This is a genomic window from Mycobacterium sp., from assembly GCF_051006775.1.
Taxonomy (GTDB): domain Bacteria; phylum Actinomycetota; class Actinomycetes; order Mycobacteriales; family Mycobacteriaceae; genus Mycobacterium.
In genome coordinates this window covers 55,307-69,039 of sequence record NZ_JBPCSX010000211.1, presented here as the reverse complement: position 1 = coordinate 69,039, position 13,733 = coordinate 55,307, and the positions used below count along the sequence as shown (strand labels likewise).

At 66.1% G+C, this 13,733-nt stretch carries 14 protein-coding genes; 8 read left to right on the top strand and 6 right to left on the bottom strand.

Annotated features, from left to right (window positions below; translation table 11 throughout):
* Positions 1-6: 6 nt before the first annotated feature.
* Both ACR2JI_RS15270 and ACR2JI_RS15265 read right to left on the bottom strand, forming a co-directional pair.
* Complete coding sequence (locus ACR2JI_RS15270) at positions 7-513, bottom strand: pyridoxamine 5'-phosphate oxidase family protein (protein ID WP_526391422.1); 507 nt, start codon at positions 511-513, stop codon at positions 7-9.
* A 22-nt stretch (positions 514-535) separates the two neighbouring features.
* A complete protein-coding gene (locus ACR2JI_RS15265; protein WP_526391420.1) occupies positions 536-1,237 on the bottom strand; it encodes an IclR family transcriptional regulator in 702 nt (233 codons plus the stop codon).
* A 62-nt stretch (positions 1,238-1,299) separates the two neighbouring features.
* Between ACR2JI_RS15265 and leuC the strand changes: the two genes are divergently transcribed.
* From leuC to ACR2JI_RS15250, 3 genes are all read left to right on the top strand, one after another.
* On the top strand, positions 1,300-2,733 hold the full coding sequence (leuC, locus tag ACR2JI_RS15260) for a 3-isopropylmalate dehydratase large subunit (RefSeq protein WP_526391438.1): 1,434 nt from the start codon (positions 1,300-1,302) through the stop codon (positions 2,731-2,733).
* 6 nt (positions 2,734-2,739) lie between these two features.
* Entirely contained in the window at positions 2,740-3,339 is a 600-nt protein-coding gene (leuD, locus tag ACR2JI_RS15255) for a 3-isopropylmalate dehydratase small subunit (protein WP_526391418.1), read from the top strand.
* A 217-nt stretch (positions 3,340-3,556) separates the two neighbouring features.
* Positions 3,557-4,297 (top strand): HU family DNA-binding protein, encoded by a 741-nt coding sequence (locus ACR2JI_RS15250; RefSeq protein WP_526391416.1) that lies wholly within the window; start codon positions 3,557-3,559, stop codon positions 4,295-4,297.
* A 71-nt stretch (positions 4,298-4,368) separates the two neighbouring features.
* Here ACR2JI_RS15250 and mutT1 read toward each other — a convergent pair whose 3' ends face one another.
* From mutT1 to cofC, 3 genes are all read right to left on the bottom strand, one after another.
* Positions 4,369-5,277 carry an 8-oxo-(d)GTP phosphatase MutT1 gene (mutT1, locus tag ACR2JI_RS15245; RefSeq protein ID WP_526391436.1) on the bottom strand — a complete coding sequence of 303 codons (909 nt, stop codon included), beginning with the start codon at positions 5,275-5,277 and terminating at the stop codon, positions 4,369-4,371.
* Positions 5,278-5,313: 36 nt separating this feature from the next.
* Positions 5,314-7,428: an RNA degradosome polyphosphate kinase gene (locus ACR2JI_RS15240; RefSeq protein WP_526391414.1), complete on the bottom strand. Its 2,115-nt coding sequence runs from the start codon at positions 7,426-7,428 to the stop codon at positions 5,314-5,316.
* 95 nt (positions 7,429-7,523) lie between these two features.
* The gene (gene cofC, locus ACR2JI_RS15235) at positions 7,524-8,171 is read right to left on the bottom strand and encodes a 2-phospho-L-lactate guanylyltransferase (protein WP_526391412.1); all 648 of its coding nucleotides are present in this window, start codon (positions 8,169-8,171) and stop codon (positions 7,524-7,526) included.
* 43 nt (positions 8,172-8,214) lie between these two features.
* Between cofC and ACR2JI_RS15230 the strand changes: the two genes are divergently transcribed.
* The 3 genes from ACR2JI_RS15230 to ACR2JI_RS15220 are packed head-to-tail and all read left to right on the top strand — an operon-like array spanning position 8,215 to position 11,395.
* Entirely contained in the window at positions 8,215-9,225 is a 1,011-nt protein-coding gene (locus tag ACR2JI_RS15230; protein ID WP_526391410.1) for an NAD(P)H-dependent glycerol-3-phosphate dehydrogenase, read from the top strand.
* A 4-nt stretch (positions 9,226-9,229) separates the two neighbouring features.
* Entirely contained in the window at positions 9,230-10,333 is a 1,104-nt protein-coding gene (locus tag ACR2JI_RS15225; protein WP_526391408.1) for a cystathionine gamma-lyase, read from the top strand.
* Between the two features lie 12 nt (positions 10,334-10,345).
* Positions 10,346-11,395: a D-alanine--D-alanine ligase family protein gene (locus ACR2JI_RS15220; protein WP_526391406.1), complete on the top strand. Its 1,050-nt coding sequence runs from the start codon at positions 10,346-10,348 to the stop codon at positions 11,393-11,395.
* Here the strand turns inward: ACR2JI_RS15220 and ACR2JI_RS15215 are convergent.
* On the bottom strand, positions 11,392-11,919 hold the full coding sequence (locus ACR2JI_RS15215) for a DUF3515 family protein (RefSeq protein ID WP_526391404.1): 528 nt from the start codon (positions 11,917-11,919) through the stop codon (positions 11,392-11,394). The two genes, ACR2JI_RS15220 and ACR2JI_RS15215, sit on opposite strands and share 4 nt — an antisense overlap.
* 57 nt (positions 11,920-11,976) lie before the next feature.
* Here ACR2JI_RS15215 and ACR2JI_RS15210 point away from each other — a divergent pair, with 57 nt between their 5' ends.
* Positions 11,977-12,933 carry a thiamine-phosphate kinase gene (locus ACR2JI_RS15210; protein WP_526391402.1) on the top strand — a complete coding sequence of 319 codons (957 nt, stop codon included), beginning with the start codon at positions 11,977-11,979 and terminating at the stop codon, positions 12,931-12,933.
* Between the two features lie 24 nt (positions 12,934-12,957).
* The gene (locus ACR2JI_RS15205; RefSeq protein ID WP_526391400.1) at positions 12,958-13,638 is read left to right on the top strand and encodes a uracil-DNA glycosylase; all 681 of its coding nucleotides are present in this window, start codon (positions 12,958-12,960) and stop codon (positions 13,636-13,638) included.
* Positions 13,639-13,733 lie beyond the last annotated feature (95 nt).

Here is a 13,733-nt window from a genome sequence, read left to right as displayed (position 1 = left end):
AGACCGTCAGGCCGGTGCAGTTGAACCGGCGAGCGGCATGGCCGGCAATCCCAATTTGTTGTGATCCCACGAACGGACCCGGCTGGTGTTGATACGCACCGCGACCCGCTTGTTCATCATCATGTCGACGGCCGGTTTGAGGTCATCGGTGTAGGGGCCGTTGTACCGCTCCCACACGCTCACTCCAACTTTGAAGATGGTGGCCGGGTCGTCGTGAATCTCGGCCACACCCTCGAAGGCGACGCCGCGCAGGCTGTCGTAGGTCATACCGTCCTCGATCAGGAAGCTCACCTTCGGATTGCGGCGCAGATTGACCACTTTCTGGGACTTGATCTTGGTCTCGACCCAGATCTCGCCGTCGAGCAGCGCGTACCACATGGCCACCAGGTGCGGCTGACCCTCTGGGCCGACGGTGGCCATTGTGCCGGTGCGGCTGCGCGCCACGAACTCGGCGATCTCATCGTCGGCCATGACGATCTGCGTGCGCTGCTTGTTGCCCGAGCTGATATCCATGGCCCTCAGTGTGGCAGGCGGGTCACAGTCGCCGGGTGAGATCCTCGCTCGCCGCCAGAAGTTCGGCCGCCCAGCGCATGCCGGGCCGGCGTCCGATTCGGTCGATCGGGCCCGACACCGACACCGCCGCGATGACGTATCCGGTCCGGTCGCGCACCGCCGCCGAGACACTCGCCACGCCCGCCTCCCGTTCGGCGACGCTCTGAGCCCAACCGCGGCGGTGAACCTCTGCAAGGGTGCGTTCAGTGAAGGTCGCCGACGCCAGCACCGCCCGCTGGGTTTCCGGATCGCTGTAGGCCAGCAGCACTTTGGCGGCCGATCCCGCCGTCATCGGTAGCCGGGCGCCGACCGGCACGGTGTCGCGAAGGCCCGCGGCGGGTTCCAGCGCCGCGATGCAGACCCGCTCGGTGCCCTCACGGCGATAGAGCTGAACGCTCTCCCCGGTGGCTTCCCGCAGCTGCGGCAGCACCACGTCGCCGGCCCGCAGCAGGGGATCGTCCACGCTGGCGGACAGCTCGGTGACACCAGGCCCGAGCTGCCAGCGGCCGATATCGTCACGGGCCAGTAGGCGATGGCACTCCAGGCCGGCGGCCAGCCGATGTGCGGTGGCGCGGGGCAGTCCGGTCCGCTCGCACAATTCCGCCAGCCCGCACGGTGAGGAGGCGACCGCGTGCAGTACGGCCACCGCTTTGTCGAGCACGCCGATGCCGCTATCCTGTCCCATATCGGGATATTAGCGTCTCACTATGTGGGATGGATAGCTGTACCGGAAGTGAGATGAGTCCAATGGCCGAGTCCGACAAGCCCAGAACCCTGCCGGAGAAGGTGTGGGCGGACCATGTGGTGACGGCCGGCGCCGGCGCCGGCGCGGCACGTGAGCCCGACCTGATCTACATCGATCTGCACCTCGTTCATGAGGTCACCAGCCCGCAGGCGTTTGACGGCCTGCGACTGGCCGGGCGCCCAGTGCACCGGCCCGATCTGACCATCGCCACCGAGGACCACAATGTGCCGACGGCCGATATCGACAAGCCGATCGAGGATCCGGTTTCGCGTATCCAGGTGGACACGTTGCGACGCAACTGCGCGGAGTTCGGCATCCTGCTACACCCGATGGGTGATGCCGAGCAGGGCATCGTCCATGTGATCGGACCGCAGTTGGGGCTGACCCAGCCGGGTATGACGATTGTCTGCGGTGACAGCCACACCTCCACTCACGGCGCGTTCGGCGCACTGGCGATGGGAATCGGTACCTCGGAGGTCGAGCATGTGCTCGCCACCCAGACTCTTGCGCTGCGTCCGTTCAAGACGATGGCTGTCAACGTCGACGGCCAACTGCCGCCCGGAGTGACCGCGAAGGACATCATCCTGGCGGTGATCGCCGAGATCGGTACCGGCGGCGGACAGGGCTACGTCATCGAGTACCGCGGCAGCGCGATCGAGGCGCTGTCGATGGAGGGCCGGATGACCATCTGCAATATGAGCATCGAGGCCGGCGCCCGGGCCGGCATGGTGGCACCCGATGCGACCACGTACGAATATCTGCGCGGCCGGACCTATGCGCCGGCCGGCGCGGAATGGGACGTCGCGGTCGCCGCCTGGGAACGGCTGAAGACCGATGACGGCGCGAAGTTCGATACCGAGGTCTGGATCGATGCCGCTTCGTTGAGCCCGTTCGTCACCTGGGGCACCAACCCCGGTCAGGGTGTGCCGCTGTCCGGATCGGTGCCTGACCCCGCGCTGATGACCAGTGACGCGGATCGGCAGTCTGCAGAGAAGGCGCTGACCTACATGGATCTGCGACCGGGCACGCCGATGCGCGATATCGCCGTCGACACGGTCTTCGTCGGGTCCTGCACCAACGGGCGGGTCGAGGATCTCCGGGCGGTCGCCGAGGTACTGCGCGGACGCAGGGTCGCCGACGGCGTGCGGATGCTGATCGTTCCCGGATCCATGCGGGTGCGCGCGCAAGCCGAATCAGAGGGCCTCGGTGAGATATTCACCGCCGCCGGCGCCGAGTGGCGGCAGGCCGGCTGCTCGATGTGTCTCGGGATGAACCCCGATCAGCTCCGGCCGGGTCAGCGTTGCGCGTCGACGTCGAACCGAAACTTCGAAGGGCGGCAGGGCAAGGGCAGTCGCACCCACCTGGTCTCGCCTGATGTCGCCGCCGCGACAGCGGTGCGCGGCAGATTGTCAGCACCGGCCGATCTGGAGAACTGAGGAAATATGGAAGCCTTCCGCACCCACACCGGAATCGGCGTGCCCCTGCGTCACTCGAACGTCGATACCGACCAGATCATCCCGGCGGTCTACCTCAAGCGGGTGACCCGAACGGGTTTCGAGGACGGTTTGTTCGCCGCCTGGCGCAACGATCCGTCGTTCATCCTCAATCTCAGTCCCTTCGATCGGGGATCAGTGTTGGTCGCCGGCCCCGACTTCGGCACCGGATCCTCACGCGAACATGCGGTGTGGGCGCTGATGGATTTCGGCTTCCGCGTCGTCATCTCATCGCGGTTCGCCGATATTTTTCGGGGAAACGCCGGTAAGGCGGGTCTGTTGGCGGCGGAGGTGGCACAAGACGATGTCGAGCTGCTCTGGAAGCTCATCGAGCAGAGTCCGGGCTTGGAAATCGGTGTCAACCTTGAGGATCGAACGATCGCCGCGGGAACAGTGGTGGTGCCATTCACAATTGATGACTACACCGCATGGCGACTACTTGAAGGACTTGACGACATAGGCCTTACGCTGCGGAAATTGTCTGAGATCGAAACTTTCGAAGCGCGCCGGCCGAAGTGGAAACCGCGGATTCCCATAACGCCGCAATAACCTTGCGCTCGCCGGAATGCGGTACCGCAAGCCGCTGAAGGTGTGCTCCGCAACAAGCTTCGCGAATCGGTTTCACACGCTCACGGGCGGCAACCGAACGGAAAAAAATTTCCGAGCTTTTTGCTGTAAATGCGCGTGGCTCATGGATATCTGCGTGTTGAGGGTTTACCGTATGGCGCAGTCGGTCCAAAGCGGACCACTGTTTCGGAGGATTTGAATGAACAAAGCAGAGTTGATCGAGGTTCTCACAGAGCGCTTGGATGTTGACCGTCGTCACGCCGCGGATGTTGTTGAGGAATTGATCAGCGCCATCGTTCGTGCTGTCCATAAGGGCGAAAGTGTGACCATCACCGGCTTCGGCGTTTTCGAACGTCGCAACCGTGCCGCTCGCGTTGCGCGCAACCCGCGCACCGGTGAGACGGTCAAGGTCAAGCCCACATCTGTTCCCGCGTTCCGTCCCGGCGCCCAGTTCAAGCAAATTGTCTCTGGCGTCCAGAAACTCGCTGCAGAAGGTCCCGCTGTCAAGAGAGGCGCCGTGGGTGGCGCAGTAAGGAAGGCTGTTGTGGTTAAGAAAGTTGCAAAGAAGGCTCCCGCCAAGAAGGTCGTCAAGAAGGCCGCTGCCAAGCGCGTCGTCAAGAAGGCAGCGGCCAAGAAGGTCGTGAAGAAGGCGGCCGCTAAGAAGGTCGTCAAGAAGGCGGCTGCCAAGCGTGTCGTCAAGAAGGCCGCTGCGAAGCGTGTCGTCAAGAAGGCCGCTACCAAGCGCGTCGTCAAGAAGGCCGTCAAGAAGGCGCCTGCAAAGAAGGTTGTCCGGAAGGCCGCAGTCAAGAAGGCCGTGAAGAAGGCTCCGGCCCGCAAGGTCGCCGCCAAGAAGGTCGTCAAGAAGGCCGCTACCAAGCGCGTCGTCAAGAAGGCCGTGAAGAAGGCTCCGGCCCGCAAGGCTCCTGCCAAGCGTCGCTAGACATCAACGCAAGAATGCGCCGCGGACTTGGTCCGCGGCGCATTCTTGTTTCGTAACTCGTTTCGCTGCCCTCAGCTCAGCGGGCTCGCGATGTGGTCCGCCGCGACCAGCCGGCCCTCCGCAAGCGACAGCACCCAGGTGCTGCCCTTGCGATTTCGCGACTTATCCGGTTTGACCCCGTCGCGCGCACACCACCACTCGATCAGGTAGGGGATCACCCGGCCCTGAGTGCAGATGACAGGTGTGCCGCTCTCAGCGGCGATCTCCAGAACCCTTCGGTGCGCAGCCTTCGGCGATTCGGCGTAGGCCTCCTCGGTGAGCGTGGGTTCCCGCGTAATAGCGACACCGAGTTGCGCCGCCAGGGGTTCCACCGTCTGCCTGCACCGGACCCGATCGGCCGCGTAGATATCCGTCGCCCCGAATGCGAGTAACTGGGGTACCAATGACTTGGCCTGCGTGCGTCCCGCTCGGTCGAGCGGCCTCTTGCGGTCGTCACCCTTATAACGGGCCTTTCGTCCGGCGGTGCCGTGCCGGACGATCATGACCGTCTGGGTGTCGTAGGGGCGTTTGAGGAAACGTTCGAGCACTTTTCGGTCCAGCGGGTAACTGAGCCGCTCCGCGGCCTCCGCCGGCGGCAGCCAGAGCAGATCGTCGACCTCGCGACCGGGAACGAAGTCGCCACCTCGACTGCGGGCCGCCCAGTAGCGAACGACCTTGGTGCCGGTCGGGATCGGGTAGCTCACTTTCGCCACCCGGCGGCCCAGGTGAGCCCACTGGCCGGTCTCTTCGAAGATCTCGCGCACCGCGGCAACCGGTGCCGTCTCGCCGGGATCGATTTTCCCCTTCGGTATCGACCAGTCGTCGTATGAGGGACGGTGGATGACCGCGATCCGAGGTTCGCCCGATTCGGCGTCGGGCCGCCACAGCACCGCACCGGCCGCCTGCACCGTGACGCCTGCGGCCCGGCTTTTCTCAGCTATCTCGACTCCCTGGGTGAATGGCGGTGAACGGCTGCGTCAGCCCTGACGGTGCTTCTCCATGAGCCACCTCTGGTGATCGCGGACTTCCTGGCCGGCCTGCGGGGAGGCGGTCCAGGTGCCGTCGGGCCCGAGTACCCAGCAGCGTGTCGAGGGGTGCATCGCCGAATCCAGAACCTCGTTGAGATACCCAGTCAGCCGGCGGTCCTTGACCTGAGCCATCACCTCGACACGACGATCGAGGTTGCGGTGCATCATGTCGGCGCTGCCGATCCAGAACTCGTCGATCGCCCGGAAGTGCATCACCCGCGAATGCTCGAGGAACTCGCCGAGAATCGAACGCACCGAGATGTTCTCGGAGAAACCGTCCACCCCCGGGCGGAGCGCGCAGATGCCGCGCACCACGACCTCCACCCGCACACCGGCCTGCGAGGCCCGGTAGAGGCCGTCGATGACCTGTTCATCGACGATGGCATTGGCCTTCACCCGGATGCGGCCGTTGCCACCGTGGTGGTGCGCTGCGATCTCGTTTTCGATGCGCTCCAGAATTCCCTTGCGGATCCCGTGCGGGGCGACCAGAAGGTTGCGGTAGGACACCTTGCGTGAATAGCCGGTCAGGGAGTTGAACAGGTCGGTGAGATCGGCCCCGATTTCCGGTGATGCGGTCAGCAGGCCGACATCCTCGTAGAGTCGCGCGGTCTTCGGGTTGTAGTTGCCGGTCCCGATATGGCAGTACCGGCGGATGGTGGACCCCTCGCGACGTACCACCAGGCAGGTCTTGCAGTGTGTCTTGAGACCGACCATGCCGTAGACCACATGCACGCCCGCGTCTTCCAGTGCGCGTGCCCATTTGATGTTGGCCTGCTCATCGAACCGGGCCTTCAATTCGACCAGCGCGACGACCTGCTTGCCGGCGTCGGCTGCTTCGATGAGGGCGTTGATGATCGGTGAGTCTCCGGAGGTGCGGTACAGGGTCTGCTTGATCGCCAGCACGGCCGGGTCAGCGGCGGCCTGCTCGATGAAACGCTGAACACTGGTGGAGAACGACTCATAGGGGTGGTGGACCAACACGTCGCCGTCGCGCAGGGTGGCGAAAAGGCTCTTGCCCTCCCGGTCGACGAACGCCGGGTGGGTGGACGGGACGAAGGGGCGTTCCTTGAGCGCCGGGCGGTCCACGGCGTAGATCTGCCACAGCGATTTCAGATCCAGCAGACCGGGAACCTGGACCACATCGCCGGGATCGACATCGAGTTCGCGCAGTAGCAGACCGAGCATGTGCTCACTCATATTGCTCGAGATCTCCAGTCGCACCGGCGGACCGAAGCGGCGGCGGGCCAGTTCACGTTCCAGTGCCTGCAGCAGATCCTCGTCGCGGTCCTCGACGTCCATATCGGCGTTGCGGGTGATCCGGAAGGCGTGCTGCTCGACGATGTCCATACCCGGGAACAGTGAGGACAGGTAGGCGCCGATGAGTTCCTCCATCGGCAGGAACCGGATGGTCTCGGTGTGACCGTCGACGCTGTCGAGACGAATGAACCGATCGACGTTGTCGGGGACCTTCACACGGGCGAAGTGCTCGATGCCGTCCTCCGGTGACTTCACCGTGATCGCAAGGTTCAGGCTCAGCCCGCTGACGAACGGAAACGGGTGGGCCGGATCGACGGCCAGCGGCGTGAGAACGGGGAACAACTGGTCATTGAAGTATTTGGAGAGTGCGGGACGCTCGGATTCGGCGAGATCGTCCCACCGGACGAATTCGATGCCCTGCTCAGCGAGTGCGGGCCGCACCGATTCCATGAACACCTTCGCGTGGCGGGTGGCCAATTGCTGGGTGCGTTCGGCGATGCGGCGCAGCTGCTCGCGCGGGGTCAGCCCGTCGGCGGAGCGCACTGACAGTTGCATCTCGTCGCGGCGCTTGAGCCCGGCCACCCGCACCATGTAGAACTCGTCGAGATTGGAGGCGAAGATCGCCAGGAACTTCGCCCGCTCCAGCAGTGGCAGGGATGTGTCGGCCGCCAGTGCGAGCACGCGGGCATTGAAGTCCAGCCAGCTCAGTTCCCGGTTGAGGTAGCGCTGCTCGGGGAGTGCATCCTCAGCGGCTGCAGGGGTAGCGGCCGGGAGCGACTCGGGCGAGCGCTCGTCGATCTCAGTCATGTCCTCATCATTCCTCACCGGCGCCGGGCGTGTGCCGGTGTGTGCAATATGCCGCACAACCCGGGCGTGCCGGCGAACTAGCCCTGAACACGGGGTTAATCCGGCGGTAGGCGCCCATTGATGACGTCGGAGGTGGCCTGGCCGACGCCCAGCCGCCGTGCCTCGGCGAGATCCTCCGGGGTGTCGATATCGCACCGGAGTCCGGGCCAGTCGCCGGTGATTTCGGCGGCGCCGGACTCACGATGTCGCCCGGCCGAGCCGGCCCCGAATATCGGACCGGGATGCATTCCGAATCCGAACAGCGCCGCAGTCCCGGTCCCTTGGCGGTCGGCGACGAAACTGCGGCCGTGAAGCCGCGCGGCGGCCATGGCCTCGGCCAGCTCCGCGCTGCGCAGCGCCGGCAGATCGCCCTGCAGCACAACGATGTTGGACGTCGTGGGCCCCACCACGTCGCAGGCTGCCAGGATGGCATTGTTCAACGGGTCGGGGTGATCCGTCGGGGTGGGGTCGATCAGCACATCTGCCCCCAGTTTGCGGGCGGCCGCGGCTGCGGTGCGGTCGGGAGTCACCACCGTCAGCGATCCGACCGCAGGCACCGCCAACGCTGCGGTGAGGGTGTCGATCAGCATCGCCAGCACCAGATGGCGGCGTTGTTCGGCGTCGAACAGCGGGGAGAGGCGGGTCTTGGCAGCCGGCAGGTTCTTGACCGCGACGATAAGGCCGATATCGGGCACGTCGCTCATGGGGGCAATCCTGCCAGCGACCTCTGAGATTAAGTTGTAGGGGATGAGCGACTCGGTGGGTACGGCCGCGGTGATGGGGGCTGGCGCGTGGGGAACCGCGGTGGCCAAGGTGCTGGCCGACGCCGGTAACGAGGTCCGGCTGTGGTCCCGCCGCGCGGAGGTGGCCGAGGAGATCAACACCCGGCACATCAACTCGGCGTATCTGCCCGGGGCCGTGCTGCCGGGCGCGATCACGGCCACCACCGATGCCGCCGAGGCGCTGAACGGGGTCACCACGGTGCTGCTCGGTGTGCCATCCCAGACGCTGCGGTCCAACCTGGAGACCTGGCGGGATCATCTCGACAGCGACGCCACCCTGGTCAGCATGGCCAAGGGCATTGAACTCGGAACGCTGATGCGGATGAGTCAGGTGATCGCCGCGACCACCGGTGCCGAACCGGGTCGGATCGCGGTGGTTTCCGGACCGAATCTGGCCAGCGAGATCGCCGAGGAGCAACCGGCCGCGACGGTTATCGCGTGCACCGACTCGGGTAGGGCGGTGACATTGCAGCGCGCCCTGAGCACCCGGTACCTGCGGCCGTACACCAACACCGATCTGGTGGGCACGGAGATCGGCGGCGCGTGCAAGAACGTGATCGCATTGGCCTGCGGTATGGCCGCCGGCGTGGGATTGGGGGAGAACACCGCCGCGGCGATCATCACCCGGGGGCTGGCCGAAATCATGCGGCTCGGAATTGCTCTGGGCGCCAAGACCACAACGTTGGCCGGACTGGCCGGAGTCGGTGACCTGGTGGCCACCTGTACATCGCCGCACTCCCGCAACCGGAACTTCGGGCAGCGGCTGGGCCGGGGACAGTCATTGGCCGAGGCGATGCACGCCGGCGAGGGTCACGTCGCCGAGGGTGTCACCTCCTGCACGTCAATCCTCGATCTGGCATCCAGCTATGACGTCGAGATGCCGTTGACCGATGCGGTGCACCGGGTGTGTCACAAGGGATTGTCGGTCGACGAAGCCGTCGCACTGCTGCTTGGGCGCAGCACGAAAGCAGAATGACGTCATGACCGAGCGATACGGGGACTCCACCCGCACTGTCAAAGCGGTTGATTCCGAGGCGGTTTCGGGGCGCCCGGTGGTCGCGCCACTGGTGTCGGCATCGACCTTCCACCTATCCCCGGACGAGGCGGGGGAATCTGACATCTATGGCCGGTACTCCAATCCGGGCTGGCGCCGGCTGGAGTCGGCGCTGGCTCATTTGGAAGGGGCCGTCGCAGCGCTGACTTTCGGGTCGGGCATGGCAGCGATCAGCGCTGCACTACGGGTGGCGGTCCGGCCGGGGTCAGTGCTCGTGGTCCCGATCGACGGCTACTACCAGACCCGCCGCTACGCCACCGCAAGCCTTGCACCGCTGGGTGTCAGGGTGCGGGAAGTGTCTGCGGCGGATATGTGCGAGGCCGCTGCGGACGCCGATGTGGTGCTCGCCGAGACCCCGACAAACCCCGCGCTGGATGTGGTCGATCTGTATCGGCTGGCCGGAATCTGCCACGGCCGCGGTGCGCGACTGCTGGTGGACAACACCGCCGCCACACCGCTTGGTCAGCAACCGCTGGCGCTGGGCGCGGACCTGGTGGTGGCCAGTGGTACCAAGAGTCTGGCCGGACACAGCGATCTGATCGCCGGATACGTCGCCGGAAGCGACCCCGAGATGATGGCGGCGATCGAATCCGAGCGGATGCTGGCGGGCCCTATTCTGGGCCCCTTCGAGACGTGGCTTCTGCTGCGCAGCATCGGCAGCTTCGGGTTGCGTTTCGAACGGCAATGCCAGAACGCGCAGGGACTGGCGACCGCCCTGCTGGGCCACCGGGCGGTGAAGTCGGTGCGCTACCCGGGCCTGACCACCGACCCGTCACACGCTGTCGCCGCCGATCAGATGCGCAGGTTCGGCGGACTGGTGTCGATCGAACTCGCCGATGCCGCTGCGGTGCACGCCCTGGTGCACGAGAGCGAACTGCTGGTGGCGGCTACCAGTTTCGGTGGCCTGCACACCTCGGTGGATCGCAGGGCGCGTTGGGGTGACGATGTCGCCGACGGTTTCGCGCGGATCTCGGCCGGTGTTGAGGACACCGACGATCTGGTCGCCGACGTCCTACGGGCTCTGGGCTAGCCTCTCTAGCTTGTGACCCGAATCCGTGTAGCCGTCGTCTACGGTGGCCGCAGTTCCGAGCACGCGATCTCGTGTGTCTCGGCGGGCAGCATCCTGCGTCACCTGGACCCGCAGCGATTCGAGGTCATCCCGGTCGGTATCACCCGCGACGGATCCTGGCTTCGCGAGGATGTCGACCCCGATCAATTGGCGATCAGCGACCGCACGCTGCCCGAGGTCACCGGCCACACCGACACCCCGCTTGCGCTGGCCGCCGAGATCCTGTCATCGGTCGACGTGGTCTTTCCGATCCTGCACGGCCCCTACGGGGAAGACGGCACCATCCAGGGCCTGCTGGAGCTGGCCGGGCTGCCCTACGTGGGAGCGGGTGTGTTCGCCAGTGCCGCCGGGATGGACAAGGAGTTCTCCAAGAAGCTGATGGGTGCAGCCGGACTGCCGATCGGGGACTATGTCGTACTGCGTCCGCGTCAGCCGCTGCCGGCCGCCGACGACATCGAACGGCTCGGCTTCCCGCTCTTCGTCAAACCCGCCCGCGGCGGCTCGTCGATCGGGGTGAGTCGAGTGCTGACTCCCGGTGAACTGCCGGGAGCAATCGCCGAGGCCCGCCGGCATGACCCGAAGGTCATCGTGGAGGCCGGTATCGAGGGCCGCGAGTTGGAATGCGGTGTGCTCGAGTTCCCGGACGGCTCGGTGAGGGCCAGCGCCATCGGTGAGATCAGAGTGGCCGTCGGTGACCGCGACGACAACTTCTACGACTTCGAGACCAAGTATCTCGACGACGCCGCCGAGCTCGACGTGCCGGCGATTGTCGATGGACAAGTCGCAGATACATTGCGGCACTTGGCAATCCAAACCTTCAGCGCGCTCGATTGCCAGGGATTGGCTCGCGTCGACTTCTTCCTCACCGACGACGGTCCGGTGATCAACGAGATCAACACCATGCCCGGATTCACCACCATCTCGATGTTCCCGCGGATGTGGGGGGCAAGCGGGGTGGACTATCCGACACTGGTCGGAACCATGGTCGAGACCGCACTGGCCCGCGGCATCGGTCTGCGCTAACGCGCCGGCCGGATCGGTATCGCGGGCATGGTGCGCCCTATCACCTCGGAGAGCGCCTGGATGGGTGTCGGGCCGGAGCCATCCGGAAGCGTGAGGGCCACATAGACCGGACGGTCCACACTGACCCAGGTACTGCGGGCCAGTCCGGCGTCTGCAAGGCGGAACCACCCCACGTCGTCGACCATCTGGATGGGTGAACCCACCACGAACTCGGTGGGTCGGTCCAGTCCGCACCGCATGATCACCGGTTCGCCGGCGTTGCGCCAGGCCGCGGTACCGGCCGGGACTGGCTCGGCGGCGGTGGCGCGCTCGAGGTCACCGAGTTGATCAGGAAGCGTGGCAAGAAGTGCCTGGCACTCCGGCGAATTCGCCTGGGGCGCCGGGACCGCGGCGATGGCGACTGGCGGCGGCGGAGTCTGCCGGGTGGCCGCGATCGCGAGGATCGCAACGATTGCGGTCACCCCGATCACCAGGCCGACGATGAGCAATGTCGGCGGCGGATCGCCGGCGGCGTCGTCCTGCACGGGTCACCTCCCTAGACTGACGTGCTCAAGGTACCGGAGCGCCGAAGGGGGTCAGCAGTGACAGACGGTGGCGATCCCACGCTTGGTGAGGTGGGGGAATTCGCCGTCATCGGACGGATCACTGATCGCCGCACCCAACCCGCGGCTGTCACGCTGGGCCCCGGGGATGACGCCGCGGTGGTTGCCGCGCCTGACGGCCGGGTGGTGGTCAGCACCGACATGCTGATCGAGGGCAGACACTTCCGGCTGGACTGGTCCACCCCGTATGAGATCGGCCGCAAGGCGATCGCGCAGAACGCCGCCGATATCGAGGCGATGGGCGCTCGGGCGACGGCATTCGTGGTGGGCTTCGGTGCGCCGTCGGGGACCGGGGTCGCCGCGGCAGTGCAACTCAGTGACGGGATGTGGCATGAGGCCGGAGTGCTGGGCGCCGGGATCGTCGGCGGTGACATGGTGGCCAGTCCGCAGTGGATAGTTTCGGTGACCGTGCTCGGTGACCTCGCCGGGCGTTCTGCGGTGACCCGCGCCGGTGCGCGGGCCGGCGCGGTGATCGCGGTCGCCGGCGATCTTGGGCGCTCGGCGGCCGGATTCGCGTTGCAGCACAACGGAATCAGCGGCTTCGAGGAGATTGCGGAACGGCATCGGGTGCCGCGGCCGCCGTACGGGCAGGGTCGCGTGGCAGCGGACGGGGGAGCGCTGGCCATGACCGATGTGTCCGACGGGCTGGTCGCTGACCTCGGCCATCTGGCCAGTGCCTCGGGTGTGGTGCTGGATCTGAGCTCCGAGTCCTTGCGGGCTGATGTCGACGCGGTTGCGCCGGCGGCGGCTGCATCCGGGGTGGATCCGTGGTCATTGGTGCTCGGCGGCGGCGAGGATCACGCCCTGGTGGCGTGCTTCGGCGGCCTGCCACCGGCCGGCTGGCGGGTGATCGGCGAGGTGCGCGACGGGCAGCCCGGTGTGCTGCTCGACGGCCGCCCGTGGTCGGGTCCGGCGGGTTGGCAGTCCTACGACTGAGCGGGGACGCTAGGTTGGTCCACCGTGACGGCGCGCCCCCTGACTGAGCTTCTCGACGAAGGCTGGGCGCGCGCGCTGGAACCGGTCGCCGACCAGATCGCCGGGATGGGTGAGTTTCTGCGCGCCGAGATCGCTGCCGGTGAGCGGTATCTGCCGGCCGGGCCGAACATCCTGCGCGCGTTCACGTTTCCATTTGAGGCGGTTCGGGTGCTCATCGTCGGCCAGGACCCCTATCCGACACCGGGGCATGCAGTCGGATTGAGTTTCTCGGTGGCATCCGACGTGCGGCCACTGCCGCGCAGTCTGAGCAACATCTTCACCGAGTACGGCGCCGATCTGGGGTACCCACAACCGTCCAGTGGGGATCTGAGTCCGTGGTGTGAGCGCGGGGTGATGCTGCTCAACAGGGTGCTCACCGTGCGGCCGGGAACTCCGGCCTCGCATCGCGGTAAGGGGTGGGAGGAAGTGACAGAATGCGCCATCCGGGCACTGGCAGCCCGTGATCAACCGTTGGTGGCGGTGCTGTGGGGTCGCGATGCCGCCACTCTCAAGCCATGGCTGACGCAGCACTGCGCGGTGATCGAATCAGCGCATCCGTCGCCTCTGTCGGCGAGCCGGGGGTTCTTCGGGTCGCGGCCGTTCAGCCGCGCCAACGAATTACTGCGGGGGATGGGCGCCGAGCCGCTCGACTGGCGACTGCCCTGAGACGATGCGGGTCGCATGGCGACCCGAGGAGGAGCAGGGCGACCAGATCATGCCCTGAGACGATGCGGGTCGCTTGGCGACCCGAGGAGACAGAC